Annotated in this window: 15 protein-coding genes and 1 tRNA gene; 11 read left to right on the plus strand and 5 right to left on the minus strand. The window is 59.5% G+C overall.

What is annotated here, in order from left to right; all coding sequences use genetic code 11:
- Positions 1–6 precede the first annotated feature (6 nt).
- Together RHE_RS16210 and RHE_RS16215 are read left to right on the plus strand one after the other, a co-directional pair.
- Positions 7–462, plus strand: a complete 456-nt coding sequence (locus RHE_RS16210; protein ID WP_011426403.1) for a hypothetical protein — start codon at positions 7–9, stop codon at positions 460–462.
- A gap of 295 nt (positions 463–757) precedes the next feature.
- A complete protein-coding gene (locus RHE_RS16215) occupies positions 758–1621 on the plus strand; it encodes a Hint domain-containing protein (protein WP_011426404.1) in 864 nt (287 codons plus the stop codon).
- A 195-nt stretch (positions 1622–1816) separates the two neighbouring features.
- Here the strand turns inward: RHE_RS16215 and RHE_RS16220 are convergent, their stop codons facing one another.
- A complete protein-coding gene (locus tag RHE_RS16220) occupies positions 1817–2095 on the minus strand; it encodes a hypothetical protein (protein ID WP_011426405.1) in 279 nt (92 codons plus the stop codon).
- A 157-nt stretch (positions 2096–2252) separates the two neighbouring features.
- Between RHE_RS16220 and iolG the strand changes: the two genes are divergently transcribed.
- Positions 2253–3245 carry an inositol 2-dehydrogenase gene (iolG, locus tag RHE_RS16225; protein WP_011426406.1) on the plus strand — a complete coding sequence of 331 codons (993 nt, stop codon included), beginning with the start codon at positions 2253–2255 and terminating at the stop codon, positions 3243–3245.
- 517 nt (positions 3246–3762) lie between these two features.
- On the opposite strand, the gene RHE_RS16230 is transcribed toward iolG, so the two are convergent.
- On the minus strand, positions 3763–4986 hold the full coding sequence (locus tag RHE_RS16230; RefSeq protein ID WP_011426407.1) for an ROK family transcriptional regulator: 1224 nt from the start codon (positions 4984–4986) through the stop codon (positions 3763–3765).
- Between the two features lie 325 nt (positions 4987–5311).
- Here RHE_RS16230 and xylF point away from each other — a divergent pair, with 325 nt between their 5' ends.
- From xylF to RHE_RS16250, 4 genes are all read left to right on the plus strand, one after another.
- Complete coding sequence (xylF, locus tag RHE_RS16235; protein ID WP_011426408.1) at positions 5312–6352, plus strand: D-xylose ABC transporter substrate-binding protein; 1041 nt, start codon at positions 5312–5314, stop codon at positions 6350–6352.
- A gap of 260 nt (positions 6353–6612) precedes the next feature.
- A complete protein-coding gene (locus RHE_RS16240) occupies positions 6613–7926 on the plus strand; it encodes a sugar ABC transporter permease (protein ID WP_042118901.1) in 1314 nt (437 codons plus the stop codon).
- 13 nt (positions 7927–7939) lie between these two features.
- Entirely contained in the window at positions 7940–8722 is a 783-nt protein-coding gene (locus tag RHE_RS16245; protein ID WP_011426410.1) for an ATP-binding cassette domain-containing protein, read from the plus strand.
- 201 nt (positions 8723–8923) lie between these two features.
- Positions 8924–9000: transfer RNA gene (locus tag RHE_RS16250), tRNA-Arg, on the plus strand.
- Between the two features lie 1763 nt (positions 9001–10763).
- Here the strand turns inward: RHE_RS16250 and RHE_RS35100 are convergent.
- Positions 10764–10991 carry an HNH endonuclease gene (locus RHE_RS35100; RefSeq protein ID WP_073990391.1) on the minus strand — a complete coding sequence of 76 codons (228 nt, stop codon included), beginning with the start codon at positions 10989–10991 and terminating at the stop codon, positions 10764–10766.
- Positions 10992–11514: 523 nt separating this feature from the next.
- On the opposite strand from RHE_RS35100, the gene RHE_RS16260 reads away from it, so the two are divergent.
- Together RHE_RS16260 and RHE_RS16275 are read left to right on the plus strand one after the other, a co-directional pair.
- Positions 11515–12582 carry a cyclic nucleotide-gated ion channel gene (locus tag RHE_RS16260; protein ID WP_011426415.1) on the plus strand — a complete coding sequence of 356 codons (1068 nt, stop codon included), beginning with the start codon at positions 11515–11517 and terminating at the stop codon, positions 12580–12582.
- A gap of 1144 nt (positions 12583–13726) precedes the next feature.
- On the plus strand, positions 13727–15709 hold the full coding sequence (locus RHE_RS16275) for an acyltransferase family protein (protein ID WP_042118906.1): 1983 nt from the start codon (positions 13727–13729) through the stop codon (positions 15707–15709).
- Between the two features lie 145 nt (positions 15710–15854).
- Here RHE_RS16275 and RHE_RS16280 read toward each other — a convergent pair whose 3' ends face one another.
- On the minus strand, positions 15855–16757 hold the full coding sequence (locus RHE_RS16280; protein WP_011426417.1) for a GNAT family N-acetyltransferase: 903 nt from the start codon (positions 16755–16757) through the stop codon (positions 15855–15857).
- Positions 16758–16952: 195 nt separating this feature from the next.
- Between RHE_RS16280 and RHE_RS16285 the strand changes: the two genes are divergently transcribed.
- Complete coding sequence (locus RHE_RS16285; protein WP_166486918.1) at positions 16953–17447, plus strand: hypothetical protein; 495 nt, start codon at positions 16953–16955, stop codon at positions 17445–17447.
- Positions 17448–17856: 409 nt separating this feature from the next.
- Positions 17857–19272 carry a DUF882 domain-containing protein gene (locus tag RHE_RS16295; RefSeq protein WP_042118912.1) on the plus strand — a complete coding sequence of 472 codons (1416 nt, stop codon included), beginning with the start codon at positions 17857–17859 and terminating at the stop codon, positions 19270–19272.
- Positions 19273–19666: 394 nt separating this feature from the next.
- Here RHE_RS16295 and RHE_RS16300 read toward each other — a convergent pair whose 3' ends face one another.
- Positions 19667–20200, minus strand: a complete 534-nt coding sequence (locus tag RHE_RS16300; protein ID WP_073990392.1) for a YegJ family protein — start codon at positions 20198–20200, stop codon at positions 19667–19669.
- Positions 20201–20204 lie beyond the last annotated feature (4 nt).

Consider the following 20204-nt stretch of genomic DNA (forward strand, 5'->3'; position numbering starts at 1 on the left):
AGGCGCATGCTGTTCGGACAATCGGTATTTCAATCAGTGCTCGAGCGGCTGAAGGCCGAGGAAGAACCGGCCGAAGAGACGCAAGCGCCGGCTGCCCACCGCGTATCCGGGCTTGCCACCGGCCTCGCATTCGATGTCATGGCAGGCATCTCGGTCGCCTCGCAGCGGATCGGCGAAGCTTATTTCGACAATCTGGGCAGCGAGCCTGCGGCCGAAGAGTCTTCCCCGCCGGAACCTATCATGCCGGACCATCTCGCCCGCATTGCTCCGGAAGAGATCGCCGCCGAACTGGCGATCGCTGCCGCCGATACCCAACAGACGCTGAACGAGAAGCGGCGCGCCTTTGCCAGGGCCAATCATCCTGACGGCGTCGCTGAGCCTTTTCGCGACAATGCCAACCGGCGCATGATGATCGCCAATCTGCTGATTGACGAGGCGATGCGCCGCCTGCCGCAAAGCTGAATCTCGAGCGCGGGAAAACGCTCCGAGGCTATGCCGCAAACCGGCTCGGTCAGCGCATGCTATATGTGCCGTTTTCCAGCCATTCAACCGCTCCCTGAGGTACTCAGTTCGATTCTTTCGCGTTGCGGTAGCAGATAAACCTCCCGCTTTTTGGTATCCGACATAGCGTATTTCGGGACCCCCTAATCCATGCCTACCTCCTTTTCAGTAGGGCACCGCGCTAACTGGCGAAATTGAATGCGACACAACACATTGTAGCATCGAGCGGTTGAAATGTTTTCAGGAGATCGCCCACATGTCATCTACGGAAGATCCGAAACAGCCACGCAACACTGCGCGCAGACATTTTCTAGGCGTAGCCGCAGCCGCCGGTGCTCGCCTCGCCGGCGTGGCAGCCATGGCCACGGCAATTTCCACCTCTCCGGCCAAAGCGATGGGTCGCCGTTGGGGACGTGGCGGCTCCGGTGGACACGGAGGCTCTGGCGGGAGCGGTGGCTCAGGCGGAGGCCATGGCGGCAGCGGTCCAAATTGCTTCCTGCGGGGAACGGCAATCCTCACGGATGGCGGTGAGAAGCCCGTCGAGGACCTCAGCATCGGCGACCGCGTTGCTCTCCCTGACGGCAGCACCCGTGCGGTAAAGTGGGTCGGCCGCCAAAGCTTCAAGAAGAGCGGCGTACGCTGGCAAAAAGACGTCGTGCCGATCCGGGTTTGCCGCCACGCACTGGACGGGCACACACCCCATTCGGATCTCTATCTGTCGCCTGGCCATGCGCTGTACCTGAACGGCATTCTGATCCAGGTGAAGGAGCTCGTGAACGGCACGACGATCGCATCAGTCGATCCCGCCGCCGATGGATCGATCGACTACTATGCCGTCATGCTCGACACGCACGAGGCTATCCTTGCCGAAGGCGCTGCGGCCGAGTCCTTCCATCTGAAGAACAGCAATCACGAGAACTTCTGCAATTTTGCAGAGTACCAGCGTCTTTATGGCGAGGAACGTATCGCGATGACACCCTTTGCGCCGCTGCTCGGAGGTGGCTGGTCACATTTGAAAGCGCTTCTGATGCTTGGAGTCTCACCGCTGGTAACGATGCGCAATCCATTCCGTGATGCCTGCGAAAAGATTGACGCGCAAGCTAGGGAATTGGCACTCTGACAGGACGGGAATGCGCGTAAACCGGGCTCGCTGCACGCGAAGCCGTGCGCCGGCTTTGCGATAAAATCGAACAAAGATGTCAAGCGCGGCGCGCATCGGAAAGAGCGCGGCGCGCTTCGATTGTTCGGCTGCGACCAAGCGGATGATGCTCGCCGACCTCCTGATAGACGAAGCGCTGCGGCGAATCGCCCGCTTCTATTCCGCCTGCCCGTCTTTCGAAGGCTTTTCAGCGGATGTCTCAGCGGTCTCGTCCTCTCCCTCGGCATCAGGCTGCACAACCGGCTCGGCCGACTGCGGCTTGAAGGTCCAGAACAGCATATAGAAGGCATAAGCGCCGGCCGCAGCGGAGATCACCGCCCAGAAGGGATCGCCCCCGATAATCTCGATCGCGGCCCAGCCGAAGCAGACGGCAACGATGCCAACACGCACCCAGAGGCGCTGATATGCCGGATGGTTCGGATCGATCAGTTGCATGTCTTTCCCCGCGGTCGCATTTTGTCGCACTGTCCTTTAGTTTGAATCTTGCAAATGTGAAAGAGTCGTGGGCTTGACGCGACGCGCAGATGGTGGAATGAAAATTCCAGATTTTTGGCAATTCGGTTTATTTGTTCCGAATTCAAGGGAGATGGAAATGACTGTAAGATTTGGTCTTCTCGGCGCCGGCCGCATCGGCAAGGTTCACGCCAAGGCCGTCAGCGGCGATGCCAATGCGACGCTGGTTGCGGTCGCCGACGCCTTTCCGCAGCCCGCCGAGGCGATCGCTTCGGCCTATGGCTGCGAGGTTCGCACCATCGAGGCAATCGAGGCCGCCAAGGATATCGACGCCATCGTCATCTGCACGCCGACGGACACCCATGCCGATCTGATCGAGCGCTTCGCCCGCGCCGGCAAGGCGATCTTCTGCGAAAAGCCGATCGACCTCGACGTCGCCCGCGTCAAGAGCTGCATCAAGGTGGTGGAAGAAACCGGCGCCAAGCTGATGGTCGGCTTCAACCGCCGCTTTGACCCGCATTTCATGGCTGTCCGCAAGGTGATCGACGACGGCAAGATCGGCGATGTCGAGATGGTGACGATCACCTCGCGCGATCCCGGCGCCCCACCGGTCGATTACATCAAGCGTTCGGGCGGCATCTTCCGCGACATGACGATCCACGATTTCGACATGGCCCGCTTCCTGCTCGGCGAAGAGCCGGTCTCGGTGCTGGCGACCGCTGCGGTGCTGGTCGACAAGGCGATCGGCGAGGCCGGCGATTACGACAGCGTCTCGGTCATCCTGCAGACCGCCTCGGGCAAGCAGGCCGTCATCTCCAACTCCCGCCGCGCCACCTATGGCTACGACCAGCGCATCGAAGTGCACGGTTCCAAGGGCATGGCGACAGCGGAAAACCAGCGCCCGGTCTCGATCGAGGTGGCGAACGGCGACGGCTATACCCGCCCGCCGCTGCATGATTTCTTCATGACCCGCTACACCGAAGCCTATGCCAACGAGATCGCCGCCTTCATTGCCGCGATCGAAAAGGGCACGAAGATCTCGCCGTCGGGCGCGGACGGTCTCGCAGCGCTGGCGCTCGCAGACGCCGCCGTCCAGTCGGTCAAGGAAGGCAAGCTGATCAAGATCGGCTGACGGTCCTCTCCCGACCGGAAGTCGTGCATGAGATGGCCGGGCAGACGCCCGGCCGTTTTGCGTTTGATGGCAAAGCGTATTGAAGATCCCTCCCCGACCCCTCCCCACAAGGGGGAGGGACTAACGCGCGGCGGCCGACTGCGGCAAGCGCCAAGCTTTCTGCGGATGAAACCGTGAAAAGGAAACCAACGGGCGCAGCAACTTAGAGCTTTTCCGGGTTAGATTGAAGCATTCTGTTGGCTCAAATGGAGTCGGATGGTCGACCGGCCGGCGCGCGTCGTAGCCCAGGTCTACGGCCAAGCCGGCCGGTCGAGCAGCCGGCCCGTTTCAGCCAACCCGAAGGGCCGGGCATGTTTCCGCCAGGATCAGAGGCGATCGGCTCGGACGTACCTGGAGTATGCCCATCGCCAATCGCCTCTGCTCTGACGAAAACCTGCTCCGGCAGAATGCTTCAAGCTAACCCGGAAAAGCTCTAACCCCTCCCCCTTGTGGGGAGGGGTTGAGGAGGGGTTTTGCGCTACTCTCCGCCCTGAACACCCGAGATCACGATATCTTGGTCGATCACCGACAGCGCCCGGTTGAGGTGACCTTCGAAGACGAGGATGGGTTCTTCGGGGACGATGCGGATCTCAGGCATGCCTTCCATGCGCACGATGTGCGACTGGCCGAGTCCCTCTTCGATGCCCTGGCGGAGCAGGTCGTAATAGCGGGTGCCGGGGCCGGTGATGGCGATGGGCATGCGTTCTGTGAGGCTCAGCATGCGCGACAGGCCGTTGCCGAGGGCAAGCCCCGCCTGGCGGAAGGCGAAGGTGGAGGTGCGGTGGCCCTGGCGGGCTTTCACGGCGATCTTGTCAAGTTCCGCCACCGGCACGAACTTCGCCGGGATCGTATCGAGCGGCACTTCGAAGGCGCTGCGCAGGATGGCGTAGAAGCCGGCATAGGCCTCGATGCAGCCGCGCGTGCCGCAACGACAGAGGCCGCCACCCGCCATATGCAGCATATGCCCGAAATTCGGCGCCGAGACCTCCTGCCCGGTCTGCCCTCCCCGCCGGACGATGCCAAGCCCGATGCTGTGGCCGAGCGACAGCGCAGCGAGCGAGCGGAAATCGGCGCCCTTGACGATCTCCTCGCGCGCGCCGAGTGCGGCGGCGACCAGCAGCGTCTCGTTATCGAGGATGATCTTGGCCTGCCAATCCGGCCGGAGCGCCGATTCGAAATCGATCTGATCGCTGCCGAAGATCGGCGACCAGACGAGCACCGGCTCGGTGGAATCAACCAGGCCCTTGCTGCTGATAGAGATCAGCAGGACTTTTTCCTGGGTAATGCGGGAGCGATCGAGGATGCGCGAAAGGCCGGCGCGCACGCCTTCCACGAAGCGGCCAGCCCCTGAGGGATCATGCGAGCGCTCCTCGCTGAAACGGTCGATCAGCTTGCCTGCATAATCCACAAGCGAATATTGGACCGCATCCGAGGAGATGATGACGACGATCAGATAGCCGCAATCGCGCCGCTGGCGCAAAAGCACGCGCGGCCGGCCGCGGCCGCTTGCCGCCTGCTGCTCGGACTTTTCGATGATCTGGGCGCGTTCCAGATCGGCGGTGATCGCCGAGATGGTGGCCGAGGAAAGGCCGGTGAAATCAGAAATTTCGGTATGAGCGAGCGCACCGTGGCGGCGCAGCACGGACAGCACGAGCACGCTGTTTCTCTGCCGGACCAGCTCCGTGCTCGACTTGGTCAGCATGAATGCCGCCCTCTCCTCCTGCTTGCCTTAGCCTAAAGCGCTTCGCGATCTTTCAGATCGCTCGTAGCGCTTTAGCTCTTTGTTTTTGCGCATGGCGTTGCCGCAAAACCGCGGCACACTTTGCGCGACATGCTTTAGTTTCCACTGCATCTCCGGCCGCCGCTGCGCAAGGGCTGAAGCCGACAGTCCAGTGTTGACAGCTGAAAAAATCTCTGACATCAAATTTCTCGACTGTCGAGAAAATAATCGAATTTTCCTCGACAGCTTTCGCGGTGGCCGGAGGAAGCATGGGCTGGGCCGGCCGCAACTCACTCGGGAGGACATTATGAAGTCTATTTTGAAATTGATGGCCGGCGCCGCCATCCTCGTTTCCGTGCACACCGCCGCCATGGCTGCCGACCTCGTCGTCGGCGTTTCCTGGTCGAATTTCCAGGAAGAGCGGTGGAAGACGGACGAAGCCGCCATCAAGAAGGCGCTCGAAGCCAAGGGCGCAAAGTACATTTCCGCTGATGCACAGTCTTCTGCCGCCAAGCAGCTGACCGACGTCGAATCTCTGATCTCGCAGGGCGCCAACGCGCTGATCATCCTCGCCCAGGATGCCGACGCAATTGCCCCGGCGATCGAAAAGGCCGCCGCTGAAGGCATTCCGGTTGTCGGTTACGACCGCCTGATCGAAAACCCGGCCGCCTTCTACATCACCTTCGACAACAAGGAAGTCGGCCGCCTGCAGGCGCAAGGCGTCTTCAAGGCGAAGCCGGAAGGCAACTACGTCTTCATCAAGGGCTCGTCTTCCGACCCGAATGCCGACTTCCTGTTCTCGGGCCAGCAGGAAGTGCTGAAGGCCGCGATCGATGCCGGCAAGATCAAGAATGTCGGCGAGGCCTATACGGACGGCTGGCTGCCGGAGAACGCCCAGCGCAACATGGAGCAGTTCCTGACCGCCAACAACAACAAGGTTGACGCCGTCGTCGCCTCCAATGACGGCACGGCCGGCGGCGCGATCGCAGCGCTCGACGCCCAAGGCCTCGCCGGCTCCGTTCCGGTGTCCGGCCAGGACGGCGACAAGGCGGCGCTGAACCGCATCGCTCTCGGCACGCAGACGGTTTCCGTCTGGAAGGACAGCCGCGAACTCGGCAAGCGCGCAGCCGAAATCGCTCTCGACCTTGCCGGCGGCAAGGACATGAGCAAGATCGATGGCGCACAGGCCTTCAAGGGCGGCCCGAAGGGCGTGGAAATGCAGTCGGTCTTCCTGAAGCCGCTCGCGATCACCAAGGACAATCTGAACGTCGTCATCGACGCCGGCTGGATTTCCAAAGCTGAGGCCTGCCAGGGTGTGAAGGCCGGCACGGTTGCTGCCTGCAAATAAGTGAACTTTGAACTAGAATAACCGGCGCCGCAGCGGAAATCGCTGCGGCGCCGGATGCGGACGGGAATTCCAAGACGAAGTTTTCTCCGCCTCGCCGCACCATCGCGGATTTGCATTCCCTGCCGGAAGCATGTCGCGTCGCCACGCCACGGTTTCCGGAAGCATCGCGATGGTCAGTTGAAGAACAGACGATGACGCCGCCGACAATTTCAGGCACGCCGGCGCAGCCGTCCAAACACAATGGGGGAACGGCAAAACCCATGGCCGAAATGGTAAAATCAACGACATCAAGCGGGCCGCGAACGGCGGAAGCCAATGCGGTGACCCGCTTCTTCCGCGCAACCGAGATCGACACACGCCTGCTCGGCATGATCGGCGCGCTCATCATCATCTGGATCGGTTTCCACATCATCACCGGCGGCCTGTTCCTGACCCCGCGCAATCTCTGGAACCTTTCGGTCCAGACGACCGACATCGCGATCATGACGACGGGCATGGTGCTGATCATCGTCACCCGCAACATCGACCTATCGGTCGGTTCCGTGCTCGGCCTCTGCGGCATGATCATGGGCGTGACGCAGGCGAAGATACTGCCGGAATATATCGGCTTCGACAGCCCCTTCACCTGGGTGATCACGCTCATCATCGGCCTCATTGCCGGCGGCCTGATCGGCACCTTCCAGGGCATGATCATCGCCTTCCTCAACGTTCCCTCCTTCATCGTCACCCTCGGCGGCCTGCTCGTCTGGCGCGGCGCGACCTGGCTCGTCACCAGCGGCCAGACGGTCGCCCCCATGGACCAGACCTTCCGCATCATGGGCGGGGGCGCGGAGGGCTCGATCGGCGCCACCTGGAGCTGGATCGTCGGCATTGCCGCCTGCCTCTTCGTCATCGCCGGCATCATCGGCTCGCGCCATCAGCGCCGCCGCTTCGGCTTTCCGCGCCGGCCGATCTGGGCGGAATATTTTCTCGCGATCCTTAGCTGCTTCCTGATCCTCGGCGCCGTCTCGATCGCCAACAGCTATTACTGGCCGATCAACATCGCCAAGAAATATGCCGAGACCAACAATATCCCCTGGCCTGAGACCGGCCTCGATATTCCCTACGGCATCGCCGTGCCGGTGCTGATCGCGATCGTCGTCGGCATCATCATGACCTTCATCGCCACCCGTCTGCGCTTCGGCCGCTATGTCTTCGCAATCGGCGGCAACCCCGAGGCGGCCGAACTCGCCGGCATCAAGACCCGCTGGGTGACGGTGCGCATCTTCGCCCTGATGGGCATTCTGGCCGCTATCGCAGCCGCGATATCAACCGCCCGTCTCAACGCTGCGACCAACTCGCAGGGCACGCTCGACGAGCTTTACACCATCGCCGCCGCCGTCATCGGCGGAACGTCTCTGGCGGGCGGCACCGGCACGATCGCCGGCGCCATGCTCGGCGCGCTCGTCATGCAATCGCTGCAATCGGGCATGGTTCTCGCCCATGTCGACACGCCGCTGCAGAGCGTCGTCGTCGGCACCGTCCTCGTCGTGGCGGTCTGGCTCGACACCGTCTATCGCGCCCGTGCCAAGTGAGAGGAGCCTCAATATGACTGATCAACGCACTCCCCTCGTGGAACTGAAAAACATCTCGATCTCCTTCGGCGGCATCCATGCCGTGGACAATGCCTCGGTCGATCTCTACCCCGGCGAAGTCGTCGCCCTTCTCGGCCATAACGGCGCCGGCAAATCGACGCTGATTAAGATTCTCTCCGGCGCCTACAAGCGCGATTCCGGCGAAATCCTGATCAACGGCGAGCCGGCCGACATCCGCAACCCGCGCGACGCCAAGAAATACGGGATCGAGACGATCTACCAGACGCTCGCCGTCGCCGACAATGTCGACGCCGCCGCCAACCTCTATCTCGGCCGCGAGCTGAAGACCCGCTGGGGCACGCTCGATGACGTCGCGATGGAGGCATCGGCGCGCCAGGTGATGGGGCGCCTGAACCCCAACTTCAAGCGCTTCAAGGAGCCGGTGAAGGCGCTTTCGGGCGGCCAGCGGCAATCGGTGGCAATCGCCCGCGCCATCCTCTTCAACGCCCGCATTCTGATCATGGACGAGCCGACGGCAGCCCTCGGGCCCCAGGAGACGGCGCAGGTGGGCGAGCTGATCAAGCAGCTGAAGAAGGAAGGCATCGGCATCTTCCTCATCAGCCACGACATCCACGACGTCTTCGACCTCGCCGACCGCGTCTCGGTGATGAAGAACGGCCAGGTGGTGGGCCACGCCCGAACCGAGGATGTGACCAAGGACGAGGTGCTCGGCATGATCATCCTCGGCAAGGTGCCGCCGAGAGCCATCCCTGGCCCCGGCGCCATGCAGATTTGACCGCGGCAAGGTCATCACCCGGCACCCCCCTCCGCCGCCCGCAAGGCCGGCGGAGTTTTTTATACGCACCGGGAGGCTGACGCACAAAAACACGTGCCAAACCGCAAGCATCGGTATTTCTGAGAATTTCACCGTTGAAGCCGGCCGCAAGCTAGGCTAAGAACCACCCATCGGACAGGCGATTCAAACCGCCTCAGGCATGCACCCGTAGCTCAGCTGGATAGAGTGTTGGATTCCGATTCCAAAGGTCACAGGTTCGAATCCTGTCGGGTGCGCCATACAAATCAACACATTAGCGACTAATCCGCGAATTGTTTCAACGGTCCGGGAAGCATATAGGAAGCGGGCCATCGGTAGTTGCCCACAGCTATCGCAGGCAATCGTGATCTCTCGCGCCAGACGTCAATGGATGCTTCGCGGCGCCTATCACCGACCAATGCCGCCGAACCAATGGTGAAGAATTCGGCAAGCAGCTGCTGCGGGAAGGCTTTGATAGGACATGGAGCCCCAAGCAGCGCAATGACTGGTGCATGCAGCGACAAGAGGCAGGGCTGCGCTCCGGGGCTTTTGCTGAAGGGTGAGCGCCTGCCGACGAGCACTCCACACTGTCAGCACACTTCACTTTTCCTGGGAGACGTCCTCGCGTTGCCTAGACGCTGGGTCCGAATGGCCGTTTTCGCTCAACTCTGGAAACCGCCGGTCCCTTGATACGAGGTGATTGGTTGACGCCAGCAGCTCCTTTGATCGCTCGATTAAAGCGCGGGAGGATTCCAACTGAGCGTCAGATGGGGGTTTGCCCATGCGTGCACACCGCTGTTTTGCAGGCGGGAGCACAGAGTAACCCTCAGCCGTCGGCGCCTACGCATTCGGTTGCCGACGATAGAGCTAATGTAGGGCCTGAGTCCAAAAAGTCCACCTAATCGCCTCTGTCAAATACCGCACGGGAACATGGCCGGCTTCCTCCTCGTTGAGCCCGAGGGTCGCACGGCATTCCTCGATTTTCCGTGCGGTCGTTTGCCAGAAGAACTGCCCCGCCGACGCGGGGCTTTTTTCGTCATTTTATTGGGCGATAACCAGGCAACTGCCGCGGCGCCGAACACAGCGATGATGAAGGAGCGCCGACGCCTCTATCCCGTCGATGGCGAAGCGCCGATGCCGCGCTCGAAGTGTAATACCGCCCTTCCGCAAGTAGGGACACCGGACTAGCTAGGCTGGCCGCGCGTCATCTTATCGAAGTCATCCCGGAACGCCTGGTTGGCTACCGACAGTATCCAGGCAACATGTCATCAAATCACCTGCAGAGGGGTCAGGGCGCTCTGGAGGTGGTCAGACGTTCGCTTGCCGCAAACCTTCATCTCCCCCACTACGCAAGGCGAAGTGCGCTGAACGCAACTCGGAAATATGCGTACTGGCAATTCCGACGAGCCAAGAGTTCAGGTTTGTCGGTCATGGTTCTCTGGTCGATGCTACGAACCGAACCCGTTTTTGTAGTTCAGCGTATCCTCAAAAAGGGCTGCGCTGGCTAAACGCGAGCCTGGCTCCGCGACGACAGCAGGAGGCAATCAAAAACCCGGATCTCCCAGGTAGGTCGAAATTCGACTGACAGATCATTCCGCCCGTCGATCCCCCTGACGAGAGCCGGCGATCAGGACGGCACCTGGCTCGGCTGGCAGCGGTGGATGCCAAGCTGAGTTTATTTCCCGAGCCCTGAGGAAAGAGGGCCGCTACGCCCTGCGGAGCGATCATGGAGGTATGTTTCGCGGGAGCACGCCGCCTCCTTGTCTTGCACGTGGCGAAAGTGTTTCTCGCGTCAAGGGCCAAGAACCGCGATCAAATCACGGCCGCAGCCGAAGCAAATGAAGTGCTCAGGCGAATGGGAGCCACCCTTGGCCATATTCAAGATATCCACTTTCTCGCCATTCTCTTTCCGCGCATACCGATGATTCACTGGCCCGCTTGAACGTTGTTCATGACGGTCTGTTTACTGTGGATCAGCTCGGCGGCCGCAATGTCTGCAACATACGTGCGCAAGTCTTTGCCACTATGTCGCCAAAGCTCGCATCAACCTAGCTTTGATAGAGAGCCACGTGGACTTAGCCTTCTTGGTCCGACGCTTCTGATTGCAGCCAAAACAAACAAGATGAAGATTTTCGAGGCAACTATTTCCGCCTTGGCTTGCCGGCTTGATGTGATCCCATGTGGCCAGGTTTGGGACCGTCGCGAGCCTGTTGCGTTTGCGATCCTTGTTATGAAATCCAGGAAAAGCCATAGCGGCCTCGCAAATTCCGCATCGCCCGCCCTGTATCTCGAATGCTTTCCGCTTGCGACCGTGTCTGTACTTCGTGATTTTGCTCAAGCGATAACTGCCCCATTGCAATGCTTGGTTGATTTAGCAAAGTCACGATCCGGGCTTCTGTCAATTCTCCTTAAGTGGATGCCTCCGGGAGAGCGACTTTCGCAGCGGTAAGCCTGGCTAGGAAACGAGGCTTAAGGGGAAGCCTTAGGCATGCAGCGGACCCGTGGCAGGGCACTTCCACGGTCGTCCTTGGAAGGTCCGCCGTGGAGAGGCATCCTGAAGATGGCTTCGCGGGCTCTGCTTTAGCGTCGCACAGTCAGCAAGGTCACGAGCTCCCTTTCGCTGTTCGGATGATCTACATTCCCGTGGAATGTCATAACGCGATTCCGGCTGCCAAATTCTTTGGTGCGAAGACACATTGCATCAGTCCCCCGTTCCCTTGCGTGTGGCTCGAAGGTATCTATTGTCCACGAATGCCGGGCGTTGGGAGTATGTAATGTCGGCAGTGCCTTTCTCAAAGATTTCGACGCCGCTCAACGCGCTGTTCGCTACAATCGGTCTCCTGGTCGTTGCCGCACTGACGACGCAGGGCCTTACTGGACAGGAGAGGCTTGTCTTTGAGCTGCTACTTGCGGCAATTTGGCTGGCCTATGTTCTCCAACTGAGCGGCACGTTGCTTTCACGACGACGCCGCTTGTCGGGGGAGATGACGGCCCTCGTGATCGATTTGCTCGCGGTTCTGGTTCCGGCTGCTGCATTCTTGTTCGTTGGGTCCCGTGATCGAGACCTCTATTGCGCCATTTGGCTTCTCAAGCCGTTGCGTGACTCGACCTTCTTCAGGCTGCTGGCAAAGGTGGTCGCGAATGAATCGCGCAATCTGCTTGGCGTGACATCGGTGTTCGGCATCGTTCTTTTTGGCGCTGCTTTGGCCGGCTATATCATCGAGCGAGACGTCCAGCCCGACAAGTTCGGCAGCATTCCGCAGGCGATGTGGTGGGCGGTCGTGACGCTGTCGACGACCGGCTATGGTGACGAGATCCCGCAGAGCCTTGCAGGTCGAGTTCTGGCCGGATTGGTGATGATGAGCGGGATCGGTATTTTTGCTCTTTGGGCCGGCATCCTCGCCACCGGCTTCTACGAAGAGGTTCGCCGCCAAGACTTCGTTCGCAACTGGCAATTGGTCGCTGCCGTACCCCTGTTCCAGAAGCTTGGTTCCGCCGCACTGATCGAGATCGTTCGGGCGTTGCGACCGCGCATTGTCCCCGCAGGTGCCGTGATCTGCCGCAAGGGCGAAGTTGGCGATCAGATGTTCTTCATTGTCGAGGGGCGGGTCACCGTGGCGACACCCGACCATCCAGTGGAACTCGGCGCCGGAAACTTCTTTGGCGAGATGGCGCTGATCAGTGGCGATCCTCGTTCAGCGACGGTCAGCGCAGCAACCGAGGTATCGCTGCTGTCGCTCTACGCCGTGGATTTCCAGATATTGTCGAGCAGTAGTCCGGAGATCGCGGAGACCATCCGCAAGACGGCGCTGGAGCGGCGGGGCGGGCCGCCGAAGGAATAATCAATGCCTGATGGCTGCGGCATTGCCTCGGCCGGTGGAGGTCGCGCCTTGACCGGCTCATAGCGCAGGATAACTGCGCCGGCCGCGGTCGTCGTGCTGTCGAGTAGCATTCGGTGGAAGCTCTCGGCCCGCCGGTGAAGGCTTCGCTCGCAGCTGGAGCCCTAAGCAGCGCAACGATTGGTGTGGCTCATTGTGAGAGCGAAGTGTGGCCGCCCAACGTACAGGAGATACAATGCTTGGGGTGAGCAAGTGATCGCTGAGCAGCCCGCCCCAATGATACGAAATATCACTGCCAGTAGAAGTCAATTTGTGTTTTCGTGCGAAATCCAAAAATAGATCCATTAGTTGAAAAACACATTAGTGGACGCAGAACTGCAGCGCCCCGACGCGTTGTGCCCACAACCGCCCCATTCCTTGATCCCCGCTCTTGCGGGGTTTCTTTTTGTGCAAACGGAACTCGTAGCATCGAGAGCAAATAATCTGTCCCAAACCGCACAGGAACTAGGATGGCCGCCAAGCGTTATCGCATTGAGACCGCGCAAGATGCCTGCGCTCGCAAGCCTCTGACTTCCGACGCGCGGTTTCGTCCTCAACTATTGCCCCGTCTCGGCGGGGCTTTTTTTATCCAGAGCGCACGACGCTGTTCAGTTGATCTTTGGCCAGTGCCGCATTCAAGTCACCGCCTGTCACTCATATATGCGACAATGCCGCCGATTGTGAGGCCGGCGAAGGCGATCAGCCCTGAAATCCCGAGCCGATCGCCTTCATCCTTTTCCACTCCTCGAAAGCGGGCTGGGCCGCCTTACGGTCTCGATCACCCCGGTCTTCGTAGCTGCGACTGTTGTTGGCAGCCTGTCTCCGGCGATGAACGCCTCAGGGGCGAGCCGCCTCAGTGACACGTCAGAAATCAAGGCAGCCTGTTGCGACAGTAACTGCGGTTGCATCGCTCCTTCCGTCCCATCAAGGGTTCCGGAATGCCGATTTACAACAGCACAGAAAATAAAGATTGAAATCGGCCCCGCCCCCAAAGCTTTTATCAGGCCGTACTGTTCTCCCTCGAAGATCTCTGTGTTAGGTCAGCCCAAAAGCGCCACCCCTGCGCGCGACCAAACTATGCTCTCGATATCCAAGGCAGGCGTTAGCATTGAAGGTTTACCGTCCAGAGATTGACGGCCTAAGGGCCATATCGGTGATCGCGGTTATTCTCTATCACGCCGAGTTCACGGTTGCCGGCCACACCTTGCTTCAGGGTGGATACATTGGCGTCGACGTATTTTTTGTTATCAGCGGCTTCCTGATTTCCCAGATTCTGCTGACAGAAATCGAGGCAACAGGGCGCATTGATTTCCTTAAATTCTATACGCGGCGTGCCCGGCGAATTCTGCCGGCCTTGTTCGCGGTCATCTTCGCGACAATGCCCTTCGCTTATTTCCTCTTGTTGCCATCGGAACTGCTGGACTACGCGAATTCCATCGGTTCCTCGCTCCTGTTTGGATCGAACATCTATTTCTATTTTACCGCGGCCCAGTACGGCGAGCCCATTACCCTTCTCAAGCCTTTTCTTCACACCTGGTCGCTGAGCGTCGAAGAGCAGTTTTATATCGGCTTTCCGATCTTATTGCTGATCGTGCGCCGATATTTCAAATCAAGGTTTTTGCCATGCGTGCTACTCGTGGCGGCCCTCAGCTTTGCATTCTGTGTGGTAACGGTACGGCATGATCTACAACAGGCCTTTTACTCACCACTTACCCGCGCCTGGGAACTGCTCGCCGGAACGCTTCTCGCCTATCAGGAGGTGAGGCGTGGACGAATTCGCCCTCAGCCGCTGCTCGCGGCGGCCGGGCTCGTCCTTGTTCTTGGTTCCCTCATCTTGTTTGGAAAGGATACGGTTCATCCTGGCCGGGTCACTGTGATCCCAGTGATCGGGACCTGTCTGGTGCTCGCATTCGCCAGCCGTGAGAACGCAGCCGGGCGCCTGTTGGCTTCTCGGCCTGCGGCGCTCACCGGATTGGTATCCTACTCCTTATATTTGTGGCATTATCCGATCTTCGCCTTCTGGCGGCTGACAAGTCTGAACTTCGACAATGGCGACAAGTTTCTTGCCATTGCGGCGACCGCACTGGTCGCGGTCGTGAGCTTCGTCATCATCGAAAAGCCCTTTCGCTTCACCAGGAGAAACCGCGCCTTCTGGATCTCCCTCGGCTCCTCAGTCGCGACCATCACGGCTGCTGTTCTGTCAGCAATCACTATGGCCGGTTTTCCTCACAGGCTGGATGAAGTCTATCCACCTCTCGCGCAGGCCAACGAAGCACGGCTCGAAAGCACTTTTCTTAGCTTGAACGACAACATTCAAGCTGGGAAACCCGTTATCTTCATCATCGGGGACTCGCACGCCAGAAACTGGTCAATCGCGCTGAAAAACTACATCGATAGCGACCGATATCAAGTCGTGGCCCTCAGCTATTTGAACTGCATGGTGGAGATCAAGAACGACATCGTTAAGGCCCCCTCTCGCGCCAGCATCTACGACAAATACTGCATTCCCTTTGAAAAATATATCAACGACAAATCATTGCTCAGCCGAACGAAAGCGATCTTCCTCACGAGCCTCCGGCCTTTCGAGTACACCGTCAACCCCTTCCGGTTTGAGCTTCTTTCCTGGATGAAAAGCCACTCGGATAACGCACGCATTTTCGTTTTCGGAAATTATTTCCAGCTCGACCAATTGCACTCGTGCCTGGGGCTGATGTTTCAGAGAAAATCCGATGCCTCCATATGCTTGCGGGAAGCGACCTATCCGCCGGCCAACCAGGATTTGGCGCAACTGCCATTTTTCCCGCCCGATCTTGCCTTCACCTACGTCGATACCGTCAAGCTTCACTGCGATTATGACAAGGAGAAATGCCTGACCAGCAGCAGGGGTGTTCCGTTCATCACAGACTGGAACCATATGACAGCAGAATTTTTGACGACCTTGATTGGTGACATCCTGGAAAAGAGAACCGCCGATCTGCGGAGCGACGGTCTGCTCGATTTCCTGGTACCGCCGCACGCCACGGAAGCCGAACAAACGGCAAGTTCTCAGCCGAACTCCGGCGCCACGTCCGCCGCTTCTCCATCAAATTAAGCTTCTAGTTAGACCCCGAGAACGACGGTGAACCTGGTGTTCAAGTCCGGACTTTCGGAATACCGATCGTCCCGATCAGTTGGTTCTCATCGCCCATGAACTGGCAAGCAGACGATGAGCACCTTCCACGCCTGCCCATTTCCGATCACATGAAACCCGGATTTCGCGGCATATACTGCGTCCAGTCTCCATAGCCAGGTGATGCCATCAACAGCATCGGAAAGCTGATCCGCATGCCTTGAGCGACGGCCAGGCTCAAGGCGCAGTCGCATGTTCCCGGCAGGAACGCCGAGATCTTCTCGGCAGAGCCATCCGCCGCCAGCTTCAAGGCCGTCGCAAAGGCATCATGAAGGACGGCGGCATGCGTCACGGCAAGCGGGCCGATATGCCCATTGGCGCCGACATAGCAGTAGCCGACCAGATCATTGCCGTCATAAAGCAAAATCCCTGTGATCCTCAGATCGTCGAACAAATAGCGGTGATGCTTCTCCCGCGAGACACCGATGGCACGGCAATCGATCTCGCCGAGGCTGGTCAGGGTGGCGGCGCTGTTATCGATGGCGACGGCGCGCAGTGGCGCTTGCGGCAATGTCTGGCTCAGCCGCTCGCGCCCGGCATTGAAGAAATAGACCGGCATCTTCGGAAAGAGGCCGTGCCTGATATAAAGCCCCTGCGAGACGCGGTTGAAGGTGAAGGTGATGAGCGCCTTATGCACGGCGCCCGATTTCCGTGCGTGCTCGAGGGTTCGTTCCAACAGCGCATCGCCGATACCCTGCCCTTGTCGGGTGGGATCGACGAACAACTGGGCGAGAAACCAGAGACGTCCGCAAACCCAGCTCCAGGCAAAGCCGACGATTTCGCCGCCTTCTTCGGCGAGCCAAAGGCCGTCCGGATCACCCTTGAGGGAAAACAACTGAAAGTCTGGGGGGCTTGGCATCACCATCGGCCCGAAGCCATGCCGGATAGTCAGTTCGTTGATGCTGGCGACCACCAGCGCATCGCTGGCGGCCAAATCTTCCAGCCTGGCAGGCCTGTAGACAAGCGGCATCTGACAACCCCGCAATCTTTCCGCGACAGAGCGCGAGCAAACGCTTGTGAGGATAACATATGATTTGACAGTTTTGTCCTGCTGGCTGCGTCAGTTTTCTTGCTCTGGTGCCATATCTGAAACCGTCACATTGACGTTGGCGGCACGGCCGGCTGATATTTCTCCTACAGAAGGCGCAAAGTGGGGCGGGTTTGCTTGAAAAAATTCTTATCGCTGTGCGCGGGGATTGGGCTTCTCGCATCAGGGGTGACTGCACAAGATGCAGCGCCGGGATCAATCGAGGAACTCATGAATGACCTTGCAAGCACCAACCCTTTAGTGCACGCGATTTTCGCAGATCATATCGATGAAGCGAAGGAGGTAAACGCCAAGTTCCAGGCAGGACATGAGGAGGCCGCGTCAAAAGCCGCGTACGACATGTTTCGAAAATACAGCCAGGCGGCATTCTTGGCTGCGAGCGACGGTTCTGCGATCGAGGTACTCAAGAAGGCAGGCGATGTCATTGATGCTCTAGGCGATCACTATCCGCGAGGGTGCATGGAATTCGTTTCAAATGATATCTCGTCCGAAGCGCTGTCTATCGCCAGCGTCAATGAGGCCTATCGGAAGTATCAGGAGGCTGAGCGTGTTGCCTATGAGGACGCGAAGCTCCGAGCCGATTCCGAGGATGGAGATAGGAGAAATGTTTAAGGTCGTTACCGAGGATCTGGGCGAAAGCAGCGCCGAGAGGCGCACGTTACTTAACCCAAGGAACGCTTCGGCTATCGTACTATGCGCAATCATAAGAAAGAACTTCAACATATCGGCTGTGCGGGAGCCGCTGCGCGGGCAATACGCGAGGGCCAGCATAACATCGAAGAAATAGCACCCACGGTTGCCGTCGATGGTCAGATATAGCGGCTGAACCGCGTCCAGCACTGCGCAAAGCGGTCTGAGCGCTTGGATTGCTGAGACCTCCACGAAGCATGCGGCTCCCTCCTCGGCCCCTAGGTGCAGGCGGCAATCATGCCTCAGATGACCCGCATCCCAACTCACCGACCGTCTACATCCGCTTGTTAGCAATTTGTTGACCATAAGCTGCCTTTACTGATCGGGATGGATGCGGCGTTCCCGCCCGTCGTCGAGTGTTTGGTATAGGACGGGTTTGTTCGTGTTGAAGTATTCACTGCAAGGTTTGTCAGGCGGAGCCTTGCGCGGAATTGCCACTCTGCTCTCACGGGCAAAACGCTTGGCAGCGCAGACCATTCTGCCGGCGCTGTTTGCCCTGCCGGCACTTGTCGGATCTGCATCCCTCGCCTCAGCCGAAGACCGGGCGCTGAAGCTGTTCTTTACCCATACGGGCGAAAGGGCCACGATTACCTACAAGCGGGATGGAAAGTTCGATTCAAGGGGCCTTGCCCAGATCAACCGGTTTCTGCGCGACTGGCGGAGGAACGAGCCGACACGGATGGATCCGCGGCTGCTTGACCTGGTCTGGGAGGTGTATCAGCGCAGCGGCGGCAAGGATTATATCCACGTCGTTTCCGCCTATCGCTCGCCCGCGACCAACAACATGCTGCGCAACCGCTCGCGCAGCACCGGCGTCGCCAAGAAGAGCCAGCACATGCTTGGCAAGGCGATGGATTTCTACGTTCCCGGCGTGAAGCTTGCGACGCTGCGGGCGATTGCCATGCAGATGCAGGTCGGCGGTGTCGGCTATTATCCGACCTCGGGATCACCCTTCGTGCATCTCGACGTCGGCAATGTCAGGGCCTGGCCGCGGATGTCGCGGCAGGAACTCGCGCGAATATTCCCGAACGGGAAGACGATGCATCTCCCGGCCGATGGCCGGCCGCTGCCGGGGTACAGTCAGGCGGTTGCGAACTACAGGAAACGCGTCAGCTCCACCTCGATCGAGATCGCCAGCACCGCTGGAGAAGACGAAGACGTGGCGGCCTCGAGCACGCCGAGCGGCGACACCAAAGACAGCACGCTGGTGACGGCGTTGCTGCCGGCGCCGAAAAGCCGGGCCTTGAATGCGCTCGCGCAGCAGACCGGCGCGGTCGGAGACGACAAAGGCTCCGCTGGGGATATTCCATCTTTGCCGATCCCGATACCAGCGATGCGCCCGGTCGCCCTGGCGCACGCCAGCGCGAACGACAAACTGGTGACTGCGTCGATCGGCCCGATTGCTGCACTTCCAGAGAGACGGCCGCCCGCATTGCCGGCTCACGCGCGCTTTCATCCCGTCGTTGCCGCACAGCAGACCTCCAGGCACGGCGCTGACATGATCGCCTCCCTGCCGATGACCGCTTCCTGGGAAGAAGCAGATTTCCTTGGATCGACGTCCGAAGCGGCGCTGATGCAATGGGCTCTGCATTCACCGGGCGAGACGATTGGCTTAAGTGCGCCGCGTGTCTCTCCCCGCACGGTTCACCGTGAGGCGAATGGCGCGGCTGCAGACGAGAATGCCGTTCCGGTCGCCGCCACAGGTCCGTTCGACACCAGCCGGTTTTCGGCGCTCCCGGAGGGTTGACCTTGATCGTCAGCCTGCGCGCTGCGCCTGAGCGCTCGTTGAGATCATGATACGGCGGCCTCGATGCGGCGCACGGGAACGCCGGTGAACGTTCGCTGCGTGCTCGTTGCCGCCGATCGCGAAGACATAGCGTCCGGACCGCCTACTCCGCCACAATAAGCCGGCGGGCTCCGTCTGACATGACCTCGCGGAGAACTGTGTGGCGATGCCGATATAGCCGGGTGCCGTTTGCCAACCCAGCCCTTCCCCACACAATCAGCAAGGCGAGCCGATCAAACGAAACGGCCCGCCTCAGTTGCTCAACGACACCTGGTTTACCGCGGAATCCCGCCCACACCCGAGTTGGGCCCGGCATTCGGGTCGGCCGTCGGCCTGGGCGCAGCTGTGCTTGCGGTTAGTCGCAGACAATGCCGTAGACTTCGCGATATTGTTCCAACTGTTCTTTCGGGCCTGCCAACAGCAGCGGGCAAGCGGTGTAGTTTCCCTTTATTTTGCCATTCTCGACATAGAGCCAGTCAAAGATATCCGACCTCTTGAACTCGACGCGATCCCCTTGTTTGATGTTGTGGATGTACTCCGGCCTATCGCCAAGAAGAGCGGTGAAATCGTCACCCGACGCCTCGATCTGGTAGACCCACATGAATTCCACATCAGGCGCCGTTTGATCCGTGGTCAGGACCACGCCCTTGCCCTTGTCCGTGAAACCCAGCTTGATGCTGTAATTTTCGGTTCCGGCCGGTGGATTGTGCAGTTTCTGGAGGAAGCCGCCCAACTCTCTTATGGATTTCTCATGCGCTTTCGCCATGGCCGGATCGCCTGGCGCAATCTTCTGGATGTTTGGATTGTCTTTGGCCAGCGCGGATTCGGCGGGAATGGAGGCAATTGAGAGCACAAGCATTGAGACGAGTGAAATGACACTGCGCAACATTCGA

It is taken from the genome of Rhizobium etli CFN 42, assembly GCF_000092045.1.
Classification (GTDB): Bacteria; Pseudomonadota; Alphaproteobacteria; order Rhizobiales; family Rhizobiaceae; genus Rhizobium; species Rhizobium etli.

What these genes read in the sequence shown, in the direction of transcription:
- iolG (WP_011426406.1), top strand. Translation starts at nt 2,253, where the DNA reads ATGACTGTAAGATTTGGTCTTCTCGGCGCCGGCCGCATCGGCAAGGTT.
- RHE_RS16260 (WP_011426415.1), top strand. Translation starts at nt 11,515, where the DNA reads ATGTCGGCAGTGCCTTTCTCAAAGATTTCGACGCCGCTCAACGCGCTG.
- RHE_RS16210 (WP_011426403.1), top strand. Translation starts at nt 7, where the DNA reads ATGCTGTTCGGACAATCGGTATTTCAATCAGTGCTCGAGCGGCTGAAG.
- RHE_RS16280 (WP_011426417.1), bottom strand. Translation starts at nt 16,757, where the DNA reads ATGCCGCTTGTCTACAGGCCTGCCAGGCTGGAAGATTTGGCCGCCAGC.
- RHE_RS16230 (WP_011426407.1), bottom strand. Translation starts at nt 4,986, where the DNA reads ATGCTGACCAAGTCGAGCACGGAGCTGGTCCGGCAGAGAAACAGCGTG.
- xylF (WP_011426408.1), top strand. Translation starts at nt 5,312, where the DNA reads ATGAAGTCTATTTTGAAATTGATGGCCGGCGCCGCCATCCTCGTTTCC.
- RHE_RS16300 (WP_073990392.1), bottom strand. Translation starts at nt 20,200, where the DNA reads ATGTTGCGCAGTGTCATTTCACTCGTCTCAATGCTTGTGCTCTCAATT.
- RHE_RS16240 (WP_042118901.1), top strand. Translation starts at nt 6,613, where the DNA reads ATGGCCGAAATGGTAAAATCAACGACATCAAGCGGGCCGCGAACGGCG.
- RHE_RS16220 (WP_011426405.1), bottom strand. Translation starts at nt 2,095, where the DNA reads ATGCAACTGATCGATCCGAACCATCCGGCATATCAGCGCCTCTGGGTG.
- RHE_RS35100 (WP_073990391.1), bottom strand. Translation starts at nt 10,991, where the DNA reads ATGGCTTTTCCTGGATTTCATAACAAGGATCGCAAACGCAACAGGCTC.
- RHE_RS16245 (WP_011426410.1), top strand. Translation starts at nt 7,940, where the DNA reads ATGACTGATCAACGCACTCCCCTCGTGGAACTGAAAAACATCTCGATC.
- RHE_RS16295 (WP_042118912.1), top strand. Translation starts at nt 17,857, where the DNA reads ATGCGGCGTTCCCGCCCGTCGTCGAGTGTTTGGTATAGGACGGGTTTG.
- RHE_RS16215 (WP_011426404.1), top strand. Translation starts at nt 758, where the DNA reads ATGTCATCTACGGAAGATCCGAAACAGCCACGCAACACTGCGCGCAGA.